A 14,964-nucleotide genomic window follows, 5' to 3' on the forward strand; every position below is an offset into this window, starting at 1 on the left:
TGTCCAATCCGCAATTCCCGAAGGTCGCCCTACCAGTAACCCTGCATCAGTTCTGTTGCCCATTCCGGCTGGGAAACCGGGCCACGGGGCAAGAATTCGCGCATGACCGGTTTAATATCGAGCACGGGTGTGGCGTCGATCGCGTCCAGCCCCTGAACGCGGAGAGAGCGCCCGGCCAGGCTGATGATCCGGCATGTGCAGAGCCCCAAGCGGTTTGGCCGGTTCTTGCCGCGCTGGGCAAAGATGCCGACCTGGGGCCACGCTGTATTGCCGCGCGGATGACGCGCGCCGGTTTCGATCTTCGATTCAGGTACGCGGTTGAAGAAAAAGATGATTTCGGCGTGGCTGAAGGTTTCAAGCCCTGCCAGGGCGCCTTCGGGGAAGGCAGGCGCCAGTTCGATCACCGCCTGTTCGCTGTCCCAGTTGTCGTCCACGGGATCGGATCGCCCTCCCCGCACCCAGCCGACCGGTTCGAGCGTGATCATGGCGTCTCTCCCTGCCAAAACGTGATTGTCCGCCCGGAACGAAACGCATGTCAATCGCGGGTCTTTCAATGCCCCGCGAATAACCTCAAATGGACAGACTGGGACAAAACGGGTCACTGATGGACATTCTGGCGACAGGACGAGACGTGCGGGCAGCCGTGGCTGGAGCCGGCCTTCTGATCGAAGGGCGTGACTTTCATGGCGCCGATCTGCGCGGGCAGGATTTTGCCGGCACGCGGTTTCACAATTGCGAGCTGCGCGGCGCCCGGCTCGACTGGGCCAACCTGGCCGGAGCCTGCCTCAACCATGCAAGGCTGCTGAACGCCTCGATGACCCATGCGCATCTGCGGGGCGCCCTGCTGAAAGGCGCCAACCTGCGCGCCGCCCGGCTGGCGCATGCCAATCTTGTCGACGCGGACATGACCGGGGCCAATCTCTGGCAGGCCGACCTTTCCGGCGCCAATCTGTGCGGCGCGACCTGCCTCTGGGGCGATATCAGCAAGGCCCGTTTTGCCGGCGCGCTCTATGATGAGGCCACTCGCCTGCCACCCGGCTTCCGCCCCGAGGCGGAAGGCATGATCCGCTTTGACATGCCGCGCGCTTGACACGGGCGGGCCCCCGCCCCCATCCCTTCCCCGCACATGACAACACTCAAGGCCATTCTGGGCCCCACCAATACCGGCAAGACGCATTACGCCATTGAGCGGATGCTGGGCTATGGGACCGGCATGATCGGCCTGCCCCTGCGCCTGCTGGCGCGAGAGGTGTATGACCGGGTGGTGGCCGCCAAGGGATACCCCCATGCCGCGCTGATCACCGGGGAGGAGCGCATCTGCCCGCCCACGGCGCGCTATTTCATCTGCACCGTGGAATCGATGCCGGTGGATATCCGCCCGGATTTTCTGGCCATCGACGAAATCCAGCTGGCCGAGGATGAAGACCGGGGACATGTGTTCACCGACCGCATCCTCAACATGCGCGGCAATCACGAGACCCTGCTGCTGGGCGCCGACACGATGCGCGGCCTGCTGCGCGAACTGAAGCTGGGCGTGGAGACCGAGCCGCGCGAGCGTTTCTCGGAGCTGCGCTATACCGGCCATACCAAGATCACCAAGCTGCCCAAGCGCACCGCCATTGTCGGCTTCAGCGCCGAGGAAGTGTACGCGATTGCCGAGCTGCTGCGCCGGCAGAAGGGCGGCGCGGCGGTGGTGATGGGCGCGCTCAGCCCCCGCACCCGCAATGCGCAGGTGGCGCTCTACCAGTCCGGCGAGGTGGACTATATCGTTGCCACAGACGCCATCGGCATGGGGCTGAACCTGAATGTCGACCGGGTGGTGTTTGCCTCACGTTCCAAATTCGACGGGCGGCGCCACCGGGCCCTGACTCTGGCCGAATGCGGCCAGATTGCCGGGCGCGCCGGGCGTTTCCGCACCGATGGCGAATTTGGCGAGACCGGCAGCTGCCCGCCCTTCACCGAGGAAGAATGGAAAGCGATAGAGGCCCACCGGTTTGACCCGGTGGACGCCATCCAGTGGCGCAACTCGGCCCTCGATTTTTCAAGTCTCAGGAACCTCATCCGCAGCCTGGAGAAGCCTTCGGGCAATCCGCGCCTAATCCACAATCCCCACGCCCTGGACGAATGGGTGCTGCGGCGGATGAGCGAAGATGGCGGCATCGGGCCGAATGTGACGGGCGACCGCAAGGTGCGCCGGCTGTGGGATCTGGCGCGCCTGCCAGACTTCCGCAAAGCAGGCCCGGAGGGGCATGGGCGCCTCGTTCTGGGCCTGGCCGATACGCTGGCTGACCCGGACGCACGCCTCTCCGATGCGGGGCTCGAGCGCCGGATGGAGGATCTGGCCTCCACCAACGGCGATATTGCCAAGCTGCAACAGCGCCTTGCCGCCATCCGCACCTGGACTTATGCCGCCCACCGCCCTGACTGGCTGGAAAATCCAGGCTATTGGCAGCAGAAAACGCGGGAGATTGAAGACTCCCTCTCCGACGCGCTACACGAAGCGCTGACAGCCCGCTTTGTCGACCGGCGCACCACCGCGCTGCTCGCAAGCCTCAAGAAGGAAGATGCCCTCGTGACCAATCTGACGCCCGACGGCGACGTGACCGTTGAAGGCCATCTGGTCGGCCGCCTGAAGGGCCTGACCTTCGAGCCAGTTCTGGATGCCCGGACGCTGGAAGGAAAGGCGGTGCGCGGCGCTGCCCTGGCCGCCATCCGCCCGATGCTGAGCCAGCGCCTTGCCGAGATCACCGGCGCGCCTTCGGACGCTTTCAAGCTGACCGAAGGGGCGGAGATAGAATTCAAGGGCGCCGCCATTGCCCGTCTTGCCAGGGGCGCCAGCTGGATTGCCCCGCGCGCCGAACTGATCGGCGCGGTTGAGGTGGAGGCCAGCGAACGCGCCCCGGCGCTGGCCCGTGTTGAAGAATGGCTGAAGAGCGAGATTGCCCGCCTGCTGCCCACCCATGCGAAACTGGCAAGCGGGGAAGCCGGCGCCGGCCTGGAAGGCATGGCGCGCGGCCTGGCCTTCCGCATCCTGGAAAGCGGCGCAGCGGTTGATCTGCGAACGGACGATCCGCCGGCGCGCATCACGCCGGAGCAGCGCGAAGCCCTGAAGGCCGCCGGCATCCGCGCAGGGCGCGTGGCCGTGCATGCACCCGACGCGCAGAAGCCGGCCGCCCAGCGCGTGATTGCCATTCTGAAAGCGGTTGCTTCGGGCACGGAATATCCGCTGGCCCCGGAAGGCGCAGGATCGTTCGCGCTGGACGGCACCTGGCCGGAAGAAGCGCTCGCCGCAAACGGTTATCTGCGCTTTGGCCGCCGCGCTGTGCGCGCTGACCTTGCCGAACGCCTTGGCTGGGAGATTGCCAAGCGGCGCAAGGAAGCCGGCAAGAACGCTTTCGCCATCGCCATCGACATGGCCTCAATGGTTTCCTGCCCAGCCGATGACTGGCCGGGCGTGCTGAAGGGCTTTGGCCTGGCGCCCGCCGAAAAGGATAAGGAAACCGGCGCGGTAACGCTGTGGCGCTATGGCGCCCGCACGCGGCCGGAAGAAGGCCAGACTGCCCGCCCGCCCCGCGCTGAACGCCCGCAGGGGGACCGCCCGAAGCGCGATGGCGCGCCGGGGGATCGTCCGCAATCGGATCGCCCGCAGGGCAAAGGCCCGCGCGGCGAAGGCCGCGGCCGCGGCCGGGATGACCGCCGCCCGCCGCGTGGGGGTGACACCCGCAACGACCGGCGCCAGGACAACCGCCCTGCCCCGCCCCAGCGCAAGGTGGCCGATCCAGACAGCCCGTTTGCCGCGCTCGCTGCGTTGCTGCCGCCGCCGAAGCCGCCAAAGCCTCCCCGGCCGCAGAAGCAGAAGCCGCCGCGCCAGCCGGGCACCGATGGCGGCAAGCCTGCCGAAGCGGCGGGCGAAGGCAGCTTTGTCTACAAACCTTTCCAGTAGCGCGAGCGCCGCATGAACGAAGACGTCTCGCTGCGCCTCGATATCTGGCTGTGGCGGGCCCGCTTCTTCAAGACACGCGCCCTTTCCACCGCGCACATCAAGGGTCATGGGGTGCGCCTGTCGCACAGGGGCCAGACCCGGAAAACCGACAAGCCCGGCGCCGCCCTCACCGTTGGCGATGTGGTGACATTCGGGAAAGCCGGGCGTATCTACAGCATTGAAGTGCTGGACCTCGGGGATCGCCGCGGCCCCGCCGAGGAAGCACGGGCGCTCTACCGCCCTCTGGAGGCCGAGCCATGATGGACCGCATCAAGCGCCTGCTGACGCCGAAAACGCCCGCAGAACAGTCGATGCCGCCCTATGTGGCGGTGACTGCCCTGCTGGTCGAGGCGGCGCTGGTGGACGGGGTATATGTGAATATCGAAAGCGACATGATCGCCGAGATCCTGGTCGAGGCGTTCGAGTTCGAGGCCGACAAGGCTGACGCCCTGCTCTCGGAAGCCGAAGCGCTGGCCGAGGAGGCCGTCGGCAGCCATCAGTTTACCAAACATGCGAAGAAATTGCCGGCGGCGGAACGGGTGAAGGTGGTGGAGGCAATCTACCGGGTGATCCTGGCCGATGGCGAGCGGTCTGACCTCGAAGATGCCTATGTGCGGCATGTGGCCGGGCTGCTGCATGTCGATGATGTGCAGCGCGCCGAGGCCCGCCGCCGCGCAGAGGCGCGCACTTCCGGCGCAGTTTGAGCCTTTCTGCCTGCGCTGTGTAGTACGCCTCATTGACAGGGGCGCTTTGCCTCGCCAATTGCGAGGCTCAATTCCCGCCAGAAGACCCCGGACCTCCCATGACCTATATTGTCGTCGACGCCTGCATCCGCTGCAAATACATGGATTGCGTCGAGGTTTGCCCTGTCGACTGTTTCTATGAAGGCGAGAATATGCTCGTCATTCACCCGGATGAATGCATCGATTGCGGCGTCTGCGAGCCTGAATGCCCCGCTGAGGCGATCAAGCCGGACACCGAGGACGATCCCGATGGCAAATGGCTGAAGCTGAACTCCGAATATGCCAAGGTCTGGCCCAATATCACCCGGATGAAGGAACCTCCGGCTGACCGGGACGAATGGGCCAGCGTGACCGGCAAGCTGGAAAAATACTTCAGCCCCAATCCAGGCACCGGGGACTAGCCGCACCCTTAAGGAGAAATATTTTCTCCTTGTTTGTGTGCCCCGCTGTAATTGCGGGGAAATTAAAGGATCAGGACGCGTTAACGATTTGTCCGATTTCGCGTCTTTCCCATTCTGGCGCCGCCTGCGCCAGACTGTTGTATTTCCTGTAAGAATGTGCTACACGGAATATCTGAACAACAATCAAGAAGAGCGGGAATTCCTAACTCAGAGCCTTAATCAGGAACTGGGCCGGGTAAACTCGACTCTCTTAATGTGTGTGTAGAAAAGGGTCTTACCGAACATGGCGAAGAAGGCAGAAGCTCGGACTCATGCGTTCGAGGTCGGTCAGAGTGTTGTCTATCCGGCGCACGGCGTAGGCAAAATCACCGGTATCGAAAGTCAGACAGTCGCGGGCATGCAGCTGGAAGTCTATGTCGTGGCATTTGATCAGGACAAGATGATCCTGCGTGTACCGACAAATCGTGCCGAAGCGTCTGGTATGCGTGCCCTTGCAGGCTCCAAACTGGTTGATGACGCGCTGAAGACGCTTGGCGGCAAAGCCCGCATCAAGCGGACGATGTGGTCGCGCCGCGCCCAGGAATACGAAGCCAAGATCAATTCCGGCGACCTGATCTCGATCGCGGAGGTCGTTCGCGACCTGCACCGCGGCGACGACCAGCCCGAGCAGTCCTATTCCGAGCGCCAGCTCTATGAGAGCGCGCTGGACCGGATGGCCCGCGAACTGGCCGCTGTCGAGAACATCGACAAAGGCAAGGCGATGGAAAAACTCGCCAAGTCGCTGGCCAAGAAAAAAGTGGCCGCCTGATTTCAGGCCGAGCCTTTGCGCTAAAGAAAGCCCCGCAGTTTCTGCGGGGCTTTTTTTTGCCTCCTGCATCCCGTTTGACCCGGCAGGCGGATCATGCAAAAGAACGTTTCGGGAACAGCGTGGAGGCGGCCATGGCCATTGCAGGCGGATGTCAGTGCGGGAAGGTGCGTTTTGAACTTGGCAGTGCGCCCGAGCGGATCTCGATCTGCCATTGCCGGGATTGCCAGAAGAGCGCCGGCGCGCCGTTAGTGGCCTGGGCCATGGTTCCCAGGGAAGATTTCCGTGTGACGGTCGGAGAGGCGCGCGCGGTCAATTCCTCCGGCGACAGTTTCCGGTATTTCTGCAGCGAGTGCGGCACCGGTCTCTACTATATCAACGAGACCTATCTGCCGGGCATTGTGGACGTGCAGCTGATGACCCTGGACGCGCCCGATGCCTTCACGCCGGGGGCGCAGGTGCAGACCACCGAACAGGCCCCCTGGATGGCGCACCTTGCCGATATTCCGGCCTTCAAACGTTATCCGGGAATGGCGTGATCGGAGAACTCCGGCGCGAAAATACGCCCGCAAAAGCCGCTTTCCTAACACGGCCGGCCGATACGTTTACGAAGCCGTGTCATGGCAAATGCAATTTTAACCATGTTCCAACGCTCTCAAGGCACCCTTCATCCGTCGCCGGATAATCCGGTGCGTGATGGATTACCGGTTGCAGCACGGGAAAACCCGGCGGCCGGTTCAGGAGTGAAAGAGAAGCAACATGGCCTATTCAGATACACATGTGGAACCCGCCGGCCTGCTCGGCGCCCATTCCCATGCCGAAGACCTTTACCGCGCAGGCCTAGCCTATGCGACCGGCACCGGCACCGAAATCAACCTGATCGAGGCGCACAAATGGTTCAACCTCGCCGCTGTGCGCGGTCATGAGGATGCCAAGGTGCAGCGCCAGGAAATGGCGGAAATGCTGTCCTCAGCCGAAGTGAAGATGGCGCTGCAGGCGGCGCGCGACTGGATGCGTCTGGCTCACTGACGGCGCCTAGCGCTCCTGAACGCAGGCCGCAGCGCTTTGGCGCGCGGCGGCGATGTCCGGCTCCGTTGCATAGGGCCGGATGCAGGTAACCAGCGTCATCAGAACCTTGCCCGGCTCCTCCATGAAGGCGAGGTGGGCAGAATGGTCAAACCAGTATTCCGCCTTCACCGGCGCCTCGAGCGTTTCGATCCAGCCCCTTACGGCAGATGGCGGGGTCGTCAGGTCGCGCCGCCCATGCAGCAGAAAAACCGGCACCGGGCTTTGGGTGACCGTGTCCAGATCCGCCGCGCGCAGCTCCGGCATCAGGGCGGTGATGCTGGCCAGGCTGCCGGCGTCGTAGGCTTTCAGAACGTCCTCATCATACTCGGCCGACAGCCGCATGGCCCGGAACCAGGCCGAGGCATTCTCGCGATAGGCGGCAAGGCCCCCATAATGGATTGACCAGGTTCGCTGATCCCCGATCCGCGCCACCGTCAGATCGCCAGGATAGGGCGCCAGCGCCTCCAGCGCCGCCACGGCTTCTGCGTTTCCGTCTGCCTGCGCCGCGGCCAGAGTCAGCCGGAAGCCTTCTTCCTCATTGCGCTGCATGTTGATCACCTGGCCATGCCCCACATAGGCCGCCACCAGGTCAGGGCGCGCCATCGCCGCCTTGAGGCCGATGATCGTGCCCCAGGAATGGCCCAGCACAATCACCTTCTCCTTGCCGAGCTTCTGACGGACATGTTCGATCATCTCGATCACATCGCCGGTCATCTGATCTATGGTGAGCGTCGGAATGACTGTCTCCGGATCATTCAGCGACCAGGTCTTCCCTGCCCCGCGCTGGTCCCACTGCACCACGGTGAAATAATCCTCCCAGCCGCGCTGGAAGGTCCAACCGATGGCAAGCTCTGCCGAGCCGGGGCCGCCATGCACCAGCAGGATCACCGGATTGTTCCGGTCCTTGCCACGCACGCTGATCCATTGATCGATGCCGCCGATGCGCGCGGCATAGGATTCCTCAATGCCATTGGGCGTGTTGATGGCGCCAATATCCGCAACAATCGCGCGCCCATCGACGGGGGCTGGAGCAGCGGTTTCAGCAGGCGTTTCAGGCGCAGGAGCCGTCGCAGGCGAGCAGGCCGCCATCAGGAAAGCGGCAAGGATGGTGGCAGGCGCGGCGCAGAAATTCATGATGTATCTCCCTTTTCCAATACGCGATGCGGCGGGAAGCGCATTTGGATGCACCTCCCGCCGGGCCGGCTGTCACGGGGAGAGAGCGCATCCGCTCAGCCAGCATACTCCAACACAGGCGCGTAGGAGACTACCTCAAACTCGATATTGCTCTCGTCGAAGAAGTAGAAACGGCGCCCCGGCTCGTAATCATCATGCCCGAAAGGCGTATAGCCTGCCCGGCGCACCAGCGTTTCGATGGCGACGATATCGTCCACCTCAATGCCGATATGATTGAGCGGCAGGCCCTTCTCGAACCGCTCCGGGCACGGTTTCCCCGCTGGCGGAGAATAGAGGGCCAGGTAATGGTTTTCCGAACCGACATGCACGGTATGCCCGCCGCTCATCGCCTTTCCGCGCCAGCGGACATGCCAGCCGAAGATCTGCTCGAAGATACGCGCGGCATGTTCCGAATCCGGAACAGTGATGTTGACGTGTTCTATGCGGGCGGGGCGATGAATTAACTGTGTCATGGCGGGTCCCTTTCCGGGGCTGGTTGATGCCTGACCTTTCTGATACAATCTCAAGTGCACTTTAGATCAAGCGAAGAATTGCATGACCCTGAAACATTCTGACATCCTGACCATTGGCGAGCTTGCCGCGCGCACGGGCGTCGCTGTTTCTGCGCTGCGCTATTATGAGGAACGCGGGCTTGTGCGCTCTCTGCGCTCGGCCGGGCGCCACCGGCGGTTTCTGCGGTCAGACATCCGCCGGGTATCTTTCATCCGGATTGCCCAATCCCTTGGCCTGACGATCGAGGATGTGGCGCGCGCCTTTGCCTCCCTGCCGGAAGGGCGCACCCCCACCGCAGCAGACTGGCGCCAGATCAGCCATGAAATCCGCAGCGTGCTCGACCGCAAGATCGCGCAGCTGGAACAGATGCGCGAGACGCTGGACGGCTGCATCGGCTGCGGCTGCCTATCGCTGAAACGCTGCGCGCTCTACAATCCGGGCGATCAGGCGGGCAAGACGGGCACCGGCCCGCGCTTTGCGCTGCCCGATGGCTGAAGCCGGATGTTCAGCGGGCCAGGGACGGGGTACCTTGCCGCGGCATACGGATGAAATAGTCGTCGAACTCCCCGGCATGGGTGAACACAAAACCATGGCGTTCATAAAAACGCCTGGCCGGGCTTTGCTTCAGCACGCCAAGATGAACGCTCTGGCCGGCCTGGTCTGTCTCCTCCAGAAGGCACGCAAGGATTCTGCTGCCGGTTCCCTGCCCATGAAATTCGGGTCGCAAATAGAAATGTTCCAGCTCGATGCCCTCTCCGCCGGGCCGCAGCGTGACGCATCCGGCAAACGCGCCATCCAGATGGACAAGCCTGGTGAAAGCGGGCGCAAAGCCTGCCGAGAATCGGGCCCGCGCCCGATCCGAATCAAACCGGCCGAGACGTTCCAGATGTTCACGCATTACTGACAGGCGCAGCGCGAGCAGCCGCTTGAAGTCTTCCGGCGTAGCCGCAGAAAACACAATGTGCATCGCGCGAGCCTTACCCCACGCGGCGCGTCATGCCTTTCCAGTAAGGCTCGCGCAGATCCTTGCGCAGGATCTTGCCGGAAGGATTGCGCGGCAGCGCCTCTATGAAGTCCACCGATTTGGGTGCCTTGTACGACGCAATGCGATCCTTCGCCCAGGCGATGATGCTTTCCGGGGACGGATCTTCTCCAGGCTTCTTCACCACGATGGCCTTCACCGCCTCGCCCCACTTTTCATCGGGCACGCCAATGACGGCAACATCGGCCACGCCCGGCGCGCCGAAGATCGCATTCTCCACTTCGGCGGGGTAAACATTCTCCCCGCCCGAGACGATCATGTCCTTCACCCGGTCATGGATGTAGAGAAAGCCGTCCTCGTCGAAATAGCCCGCGTCGCCAGTATGGAAGAAGCCATCGCGCACCGCGTCCTGCGTCGCGTCCGGGCGGTTCCAGTAGCCCTTCATCACGAAACCTGACTTGATAACGATCTCGCCGACGCCACCTGTCGGAACGGGCTTGCCCTCCCCATCCACCACGCGCACCACAGCGCCCGGCCAGGGCACGCCGCAGGAGCGCAGCTTGCCCCAGCTTGGATCGTGCGCCTCGGGCGGCAGGAATGTCCCGGCACCGACGGTCTCGGTCAGGCCATAAAGCTGGGTGAAGCGCGCGCCCATGATCTCCACCGCCGTGCGCAGCAGGGCTTCGGAGATCGGCGAGGCGCCGTAGAAAACCTGTTTCAGGCTGGAGAAATCCGTCTCCCGGATATTCGGCTGCTGGGTCAATATCAGGATCACGGCGGGTACCCAGAAGGCATGGGCGATCCTGTGTTCGGGAATGAGGCGCAGGATCAGCTGCGGATCGATCTCGCGCAGGATCACCGTCTTGGCGCCCTGAAGGCTTGCCAGTACGCCGACATTCACGCCCGCCACATGGAATTGCGGCATGGCATTCATGATTGCCTCACCCGCATCATAGCTGGACCATTCCAGCATGCCGGCCTGGGTGAAGAAAGCGCGGTAATTGTCGTTCGTGAGCTGAACACCCTTGGGCAGGCCGGTCGTGCCGGAGGTGTAGAGCTGGATTACATCGTCATCCCCCTCCACGGTCAGCCCCGGCGCCGTGGCCGGTTTGGAATCGCGCCAGGAGGGGAAATAGTCCCAGTCTTCCCGGTCGCCATCCAGCGTGATGATGCGCGTCAGGTCCGGCAGTTCATCCTTGATCTGGTCGATCATGGAATAGAAATCCTTGCCGACGAACAGCACCTTCGCCTTGGCGTCTGACAGGATGAACTTCACCTCCGGCGGGGCGAGGCGCGTGTTCACGCCGGTCATCACCGCGCGCGCCTTGGCGCAGCCGAAGAGGATCTCGTAATAGGCGTCGGTATTCTTCGCCAGATAACCCACCCGGTCGCCCGGCTGGATGCCGAGACGGATGAGACCATTGGCGATCTGGCTGGAACGGGTATCAAGCTCGGCAAAGCTGGTGGCGCGCCCCTCGAACCAGATTGCAGTTTCCTGCGGGCGCAGGCGGGCCTGCACGGGCGGAATATCCGCAATATAGGGCATCGCTTCGATGTCGATCATGGGGTTCCTCCGGCCGGGATGGTTTCTTGACGGGAACCTTAATGCCTTCCGCTGGCTTGTCAGCCCGGTTTGGAGCGCGCAACGGTGGCAAATGCGCGCCCGGAGGCCCCTGATATGCTGCGGACCCTGATTGCCCCTCTCCTGCTGGCAGCCTGCGCCAGCGCTTCCCAGCCCGCAGGGCTTGCGTCGCCCGCCGGATCATACACCCCATGCGAGCCTGCCGCCGCCCTTGCCGCGTTGGGCGATGAACGCGCCCGCGCCGAAGCGGTGCTGGATATGGACCCGGCAGAACGCGAAGATCTGGCGCTGGCCCTGCTGCCCTGCCTGAGCGACCCCGATCCGGACCTGCGGGATGGCGCGGCCTATGCGGCCCTCTCCCAGATGATGCGCAGCCAGTTGATCGGGCGGGAGACGGTCATGGGCGTGATGCAGGAAACCCTGCGCATGGCCGGCGCCCCGGAAGACGCCGCGGGCTTTGCCCGCCCCTTTGCCATGCTCACCCTGGCAGAAGTGGCCCGCACCGACCGGATCACGCCCTGGATGGAGCCAGAAGCGCGTGACGGACTGATCGCAGCGGCCCATGCCTATCTGGCCGGCCTCACCGATTATCGCGGCTTCAGTGACGCCAAAGGCTGGCGCCATGGCGTGGCCCATACAGCCGACCTGCTGATGCAATTGTCGCTGAACCCGCAGCTGACCAAGCCGCAGGCCGAAGCGATCCTCGCCGCCGTGGCGCTGAAAGCCGGCCCCACCGATCATTCTTACATCTTCGGCGAAAACGAGCGGCTGGCCGCGCCGGTGATGTATCTCGCCCAGCGGGAGTTCTTCGGCGAGGAAGAATGGACGCTGTGGTTTGAAAGCCTCTGGCCGGGGGACGATCCCTTGCGGGAAAACGTCTATGGCTCCGAGGCGGCGCTTGCCAAGCTGCACAATCTGCGGGCCTTCGCCGAGGCCGTCTATGTCAGCGCCAAGGCCAGCAATGAGGCAACCTATGAGCCTGTAGCGCGCGGCGCCTTTGCCCTGCTGAACTCCCTGCCCTGAGCCAAACCTTGCAGCAGAGGCCCATTTGCGGCACTTGGGTGCGCATGACCGTTCAGACACCTCCGCCCAGCGCCGCGCTTGCCGAAACGATGCTCGATATGGGGCGCCGCGCCCGCGCCGCTTCGCGTGAACTTGGCCTGTTGACCGCGCAGGATCGCACCCGCGCGCTGAAGGCCATCGCCGCCGCCATCCGCGCGGCCGGCCCGGAAATCCTGCGCGCGAACGAGGAAGACATGGCGGCTGCGCGCGCCAAGGGGCTCGCCCCGTCGATGCTCGACCGGCTCGCCCTTGATGAGAAGCGCCTAGAAGGCATTGCCGTCGGCGTTGAAACCGTGGCCGACCTGCCCGATCCGCTGGGCCGCGAGCTTGCCCGCTGGACCCGGCCCAACGGGCTCGACATTGCGCGCATTTCCGTGCCCCTCGGCGTGATCGGCATCATCTATGAAAGCCGCCCGAATGTGACGGTCGATGCCGGCGTGCTCTGCCTGCGCTCGGGCAATGCTGCGATCCTGCGCGGCGGCTCGGAAAGCGCGAAGACATCTCATGCCCTGGCCGACGCGATGCGCGGCGCGCTGAAATCGGAAGAAATGCCGGTGGATGCGATCCAACTGGTTGCCACGACTGACCGCGAAGCCGTGGGCCATATGCTCGGCGGCCTCAACGGCGCGCTGGATGTGATCGTACCGCGCGGGGGGCGCAGCCTGGTGGAGCGCGTGCAGGCCGAGGCCCGCGTGCCGGTGATCGGCCATCTGGAAGGGCTCTGCCACACCTTTGTCCACGCCGCCGCCGATCCGAAAAAAGCCGTCGACATCGTGCTCAACGCCAAGATGCGCCGCACCGGCGTGTGCGGGTCTACCGAAACGCTGCTGATGGATGTGGCGGCCGCCCCCACCCTGCTGCCGCTTATTGCCAAAGCGCTGACCGAGGCAGGCTGCGAGCTGCGCGGCGATGGCCGCACCCGCGCCATCCTGGGCGACATCACCCCGGCCACCGAAGAAGACTGGGCCACCGAATATCTTGACGCGATCCTTTCCATCGCCGTGGTCGATGGCCTGCCCGGCGCGCTTGCCCATCTCGCCCGCTGGTCGTCGGGCCATACGGACGCGATCATCACCGAAGACGCCGCCGCCGCAGAAGCTTTCATTGCCAATGTCGATTCGGCTATCGTGGTGCATAACGCCTCCACCCAGTTTGCCGATGGCGGCGAGTTTGGCTTTGGCGCCGAAATCGGCATCGCCACGGGCCGCATCCATGCGCGCGGACCGGTGGGGGCCGAGCAGCTCACCACCTACAAATATGCCGTGCGCGGAACAGGACAGGTTCGCCCTTGATACGCCCCCGCCTGCCCGGTCCCGCCAAGGGTCTTGCCATCGGGCTCTTTGGCGGCAGCTTCAATCCCGCCCATGCGGGCCATCTTCTGGTTGCCGAAACCGCGCGCAAGCGGTTGAGCCTCGATCAGGTCTGGTGGATCGTGGCGCGCGGCAATCCATTGAAATCCGACCACGGAGCGTATGCCGCCCGCCTCACCTCTGCCCGCGCCATCGCTCGCAGCGCTGGCATGCGCGTCACCGATCTTGAGGCCCAGCTGGGCCTCACCTATTCCATCGACACGCTGCGCGCGCTGCAAAAGGCCGCGCCCGATGCGCGCTTTGTCTGGCTGATGGGGGCGGATAATCTGGCCGGCTTCCAGCGCTGGAAGGATTGGGAAGAAATCGCCCGCAGCGTGCCTATTGCCGTGATCGGCCGTCCGGGCGCACGCATTACCCGCGCCACGGCCTTTGCGCGCAAATTCGCGCGCCACCGCCTGCCCGAGACGAGCGCCGCTGCGCTCTCCCAGGCGATCCCGCCTGCCTGGGTTTACATCCGTGTACGGGAAAATCCGCTGTCCTCAACAGCGCTGAGGGCATGCCCATGAGCCTCTCACCCGAAGACCTTGACCGGCACCGCCGGCATATCCTGCTGAAGGAAATCGGCGGGCCCGGCGTGGCGAAACTGCGCGCCGCCTCGGTGTCGATCATTGGGGCGGGCGCCCTGGGCGGCCCTGCCGCGCTCTACCTGGCGGCGGCAGGCATTGGCCAGATCGAGCTTTGGGATGACGACCGGGTGGAACGCTCAAATCTGCAGCGGCAGATACAGTTCACGGAAAGTGATACCGGCGCGGAAAAGGCCGTCCAGCTTGCCCGCCGCATCACCGCGCTCGATCCGGCGATCCATGTCGACATAAAAAACGAGCGTTTCGCCGATGGCGCCGCCCCCTCCGGAAATATACTTATAGACGCCACTGACAACTTTCAGACCCGCTTCCTCCTCAACAAGTTCGCGCATGCAAACGGGCGCTACCTGGTCTCCGGCGCCGCCAGCGGTTGGAGTGGACAGGTCAGCGTGTTTGCCTCGGGCCTCGTGGCGGAGGCGCCCTGTTATGCCTGCTGGATTCCGGAAATGCCGCCTGCCGCCGAAGCCTGCGATGAGGTGGGCGTCGTTGGCGCGATCACCGGCATGACGGGTTCAACGATGGCGCTGGAAGCGGTGAAACTGATCACCGGTGCGGGCGAGCCGCTCATTGGGCGCATCCTTCTCATCGACGGGTTGCGCTGCCAGATGCGAACGGTCGGTCTGCGGAGAGATTCTCAGTGTCCGGTCTGTTCGATCTGAACAGAAGATTTGACATGCAGGCCGCTGCGCGCGTTACTCG

General features: G+C 64.0%; 18 protein-coding genes. 13 read left to right on the plus strand and 5 right to left on the minus strand.

What is annotated here, in order from left to right; all coding sequences use genetic code 11:
• Positions 1-29: 29 nt before the first annotated feature.
• Positions 30-485, minus strand: a complete 456-nt coding sequence (locus tag BBF93_RS18860) for an SAM-dependent methyltransferase (protein ID WP_035601175.1) — start codon at positions 483-485, stop codon at positions 30-32.
• An 89-nt stretch (positions 486-574) separates the two neighbouring features.
• Here BBF93_RS18860 and BBF93_RS18865 point away from each other — a divergent pair, with 89 nt between their 5' ends.
• The 8 genes from BBF93_RS18865 to BBF93_RS18900 all read left to right on the plus strand — a co-directional run bounded on the left by BBF93_RS18865 (position 575) and on the right by BBF93_RS18900 (position 6,960).
• Positions 575-1,090, plus strand: coding sequence for a pentapeptide repeat-containing protein (locus BBF93_RS18865; RefSeq protein WP_114106884.1), 516 nt, complete (start codon positions 575-577; stop codon positions 1,088-1,090).
• 36 nt (positions 1,091-1,126) lie between these two features.
• Positions 1,127-3,943, plus strand: a complete 2,817-nt coding sequence (locus BBF93_RS18870; RefSeq protein WP_114106885.1) for a helicase-related protein — start codon at positions 1,127-1,129, stop codon at positions 3,941-3,943.
• A gap of 12 nt (positions 3,944-3,955) precedes the next feature.
• Positions 3,956-4,243 carry an RNA-binding S4 domain-containing protein gene (locus BBF93_RS18875; protein ID WP_035601170.1) on the plus strand — a complete coding sequence of 96 codons (288 nt, stop codon included), beginning with the start codon at positions 3,956-3,958 and terminating at the stop codon, positions 4,241-4,243.
• The gene (locus BBF93_RS18880; protein ID WP_035601168.1) at positions 4,240-4,686 is read left to right on the plus strand and encodes a TerB family tellurite resistance protein; all 447 of its coding nucleotides are present in this window, start codon (positions 4,240-4,242) and stop codon (positions 4,684-4,686) included. Before BBF93_RS18875 ends, BBF93_RS18880 begins: the two co-directional genes overlap by 4 nt.
• A 98-nt stretch (positions 4,687-4,784) precedes the next feature.
• Positions 4,785-5,126 carry a ferredoxin FdxA gene (fdxA, locus tag BBF93_RS18885; protein WP_035601166.1) on the plus strand — a complete coding sequence of 114 codons (342 nt, stop codon included), beginning with the start codon at positions 4,785-4,787 and terminating at the stop codon, positions 5,124-5,126.
• A 283-nt stretch (positions 5,127-5,409) separates the two neighbouring features.
• On the plus strand, positions 5,410-5,934 hold the full coding sequence (locus tag BBF93_RS18890; RefSeq protein WP_011648387.1) for a CarD family transcriptional regulator: 525 nt from the start codon (positions 5,410-5,412) through the stop codon (positions 5,932-5,934).
• 131 nt (positions 5,935-6,065) lie between these two features.
• Positions 6,066-6,470: a GFA family protein gene (locus BBF93_RS18895; RefSeq protein WP_035601164.1), complete on the plus strand. Its 405-nt coding sequence runs from the start codon at positions 6,066-6,068 to the stop codon at positions 6,468-6,470.
• A gap of 220 nt (positions 6,471-6,690) precedes the next feature.
• Positions 6,691-6,960: a sel1 repeat family protein gene (locus BBF93_RS18900; RefSeq protein WP_035601161.1), complete on the plus strand. Its 270-nt coding sequence runs from the start codon at positions 6,691-6,693 to the stop codon at positions 6,958-6,960.
• Between the two features lie 6 nt (positions 6,961-6,966).
• Here BBF93_RS18900 and BBF93_RS18905 read toward each other — a convergent pair whose 3' ends face one another.
• Positions 6,967-8,133 carry an alpha/beta fold hydrolase gene (locus tag BBF93_RS18905; protein WP_114106886.1) on the minus strand — a complete coding sequence of 389 codons (1,167 nt, stop codon included), beginning with the start codon at positions 8,131-8,133 and terminating at the stop codon, positions 6,967-6,969.
• A 95-nt stretch (positions 8,134-8,228) separates the two neighbouring features.
• Positions 8,229-8,645 carry a VOC family protein gene (locus BBF93_RS18910; protein WP_114106887.1) on the minus strand — a complete coding sequence of 139 codons (417 nt, stop codon included), beginning with the start codon at positions 8,643-8,645 and terminating at the stop codon, positions 8,229-8,231.
• Positions 8,646-8,727: 82 nt separating this feature from the next.
• Between BBF93_RS18910 and soxR the strand changes: the two genes are divergently transcribed.
• A complete protein-coding gene (gene soxR, locus BBF93_RS18915) occupies positions 8,728-9,180 on the plus strand; it encodes a redox-sensitive transcriptional activator SoxR (RefSeq protein ID WP_035601156.1) in 453 nt (150 codons plus the stop codon).
• Positions 9,181-9,190: 10 nt separating this feature from the next.
• On the opposite strand, the gene BBF93_RS18920 is transcribed toward soxR, so the two are convergent.
• The gene (locus tag BBF93_RS18920; protein WP_114106888.1) at positions 9,191-9,652 is read right to left on the minus strand and encodes a GNAT family N-acetyltransferase; all 462 of its coding nucleotides are present in this window, start codon (positions 9,650-9,652) and stop codon (positions 9,191-9,193) included.
• A 10-nt stretch (positions 9,653-9,662) separates the two neighbouring features.
• Positions 9,663-11,231, minus strand: a complete 1,569-nt coding sequence (locus BBF93_RS18925; protein ID WP_114106889.1) for a long-chain-fatty-acid--CoA ligase — start codon at positions 11,229-11,231, stop codon at positions 9,663-9,665.
• Positions 11,232-11,345: 114 nt separating this feature from the next.
• On the opposite strand from BBF93_RS18925, the gene BBF93_RS18930 reads away from it, so the two are divergent.
• From BBF93_RS18930 to BBF93_RS18945, 4 genes are read left to right on the plus strand one after another with little or no spacing between them, the layout of a single operon-like run.
• Complete coding sequence (locus BBF93_RS18930) at positions 11,346-12,272, plus strand: DUF2785 domain-containing protein (RefSeq protein WP_114106890.1); 927 nt, start codon at positions 11,346-11,348, stop codon at positions 12,270-12,272.
• A 44-nt stretch (positions 12,273-12,316) separates the two neighbouring features.
• Entirely contained in the window at positions 12,317-13,603 is a 1,287-nt protein-coding gene (locus BBF93_RS18935) for a glutamate-5-semialdehyde dehydrogenase (RefSeq protein ID WP_035601149.1), read from the plus strand.
• On the plus strand, positions 13,600-14,187 hold the full coding sequence (locus BBF93_RS18940) for a nicotinate-nucleotide adenylyltransferase (RefSeq protein WP_084324385.1): 588 nt from the start codon (positions 13,600-13,602) through the stop codon (positions 14,185-14,187). The genes BBF93_RS18935 and BBF93_RS18940 overlap by 4 nt, the downstream gene beginning before the upstream one ends.
• Positions 14,184-14,924 carry a ThiF family adenylyltransferase gene (locus BBF93_RS18945; protein ID WP_035601147.1) on the plus strand — a complete coding sequence of 247 codons (741 nt, stop codon included), beginning with the start codon at positions 14,184-14,186 and terminating at the stop codon, positions 14,922-14,924. Before BBF93_RS18940 ends, BBF93_RS18945 begins: the two co-directional genes overlap by 4 nt.
• Positions 14,925-14,964: the final 40 nt, after the last annotated feature.

Source organism: Hyphomonas sp. CACIAM 19H1, from assembly GCF_003325995.1.
Lineage (GTDB): Bacteria > Pseudomonadota > Alphaproteobacteria > Caulobacterales > Hyphomonadaceae > Hyphomonas > Hyphomonas polymorpha.

Coding starts and splice junctions, on each gene's coding strand:
- BBF93_RS18860 (WP_035601175.1), bottom strand. CDS start 485: ATGATCACGCTCGAACCGGTCGGCTGGGTGCGGGGAGGGCGATCCGAT.
- BBF93_RS18865 (WP_114106884.1), top strand. CDS start 575: ATGGACAGACTGGGACAAAACGGGTCACTGATGGACATTCTGGCGACA.
- BBF93_RS18870 (WP_114106885.1), top strand. CDS start 1,127: ATGACAACACTCAAGGCCATTCTGGGCCCCACCAATACCGGCAAGACG.
- BBF93_RS18875 (WP_035601170.1), top strand. CDS start 3,956: ATGAACGAAGACGTCTCGCTGCGCCTCGATATCTGGCTGTGGCGGGCC.
- BBF93_RS18880 (WP_035601168.1), top strand. CDS start 4,240: ATGATGGACCGCATCAAGCGCCTGCTGACGCCGAAAACGCCCGCAGAA.
- fdxA (WP_035601166.1), top strand. CDS start 4,785: ATGACCTATATTGTCGTCGACGCCTGCATCCGCTGCAAATACATGGAT.
- BBF93_RS18890 (WP_011648387.1), top strand. CDS start 5,410: ATGGCGAAGAAGGCAGAAGCTCGGACTCATGCGTTCGAGGTCGGTCAG.
- BBF93_RS18895 (WP_035601164.1), top strand. CDS start 6,066: ATGGCCATTGCAGGCGGATGTCAGTGCGGGAAGGTGCGTTTTGAACTT.
- BBF93_RS18900 (WP_035601161.1), top strand. CDS start 6,691: ATGGCCTATTCAGATACACATGTGGAACCCGCCGGCCTGCTCGGCGCC.
- BBF93_RS18905 (WP_114106886.1), bottom strand. CDS start 8,133: ATGAATTTCTGCGCCGCGCCTGCCACCATCCTTGCCGCTTTCCTGATG.
- BBF93_RS18910 (WP_114106887.1), bottom strand. CDS start 8,645: ATGACACAGTTAATTCATCGCCCCGCCCGCATAGAACACGTCAACATC.
- soxR (WP_035601156.1), top strand. CDS start 8,728: ATGACCCTGAAACATTCTGACATCCTGACCATTGGCGAGCTTGCCGCG.
- BBF93_RS18920 (WP_114106888.1), bottom strand. CDS start 9,652: ATGCACATTGTGTTTTCTGCGGCTACGCCGGAAGACTTCAAGCGGCTG.
- BBF93_RS18925 (WP_114106889.1), bottom strand. CDS start 11,231: ATGATCGACATCGAAGCGATGCCCTATATTGCGGATATTCCGCCCGTG.
- BBF93_RS18930 (WP_114106890.1), top strand. CDS start 11,346: ATGCTGCGGACCCTGATTGCCCCTCTCCTGCTGGCAGCCTGCGCCAGC.
- BBF93_RS18935 (WP_035601149.1), top strand. CDS start 12,317: ATGACCGTTCAGACACCTCCGCCCAGCGCCGCGCTTGCCGAAACGATG.
- BBF93_RS18945 (WP_035601147.1), top strand. CDS start 14,184: ATGAGCCTCTCACCCGAAGACCTTGACCGGCACCGCCGGCATATCCTG.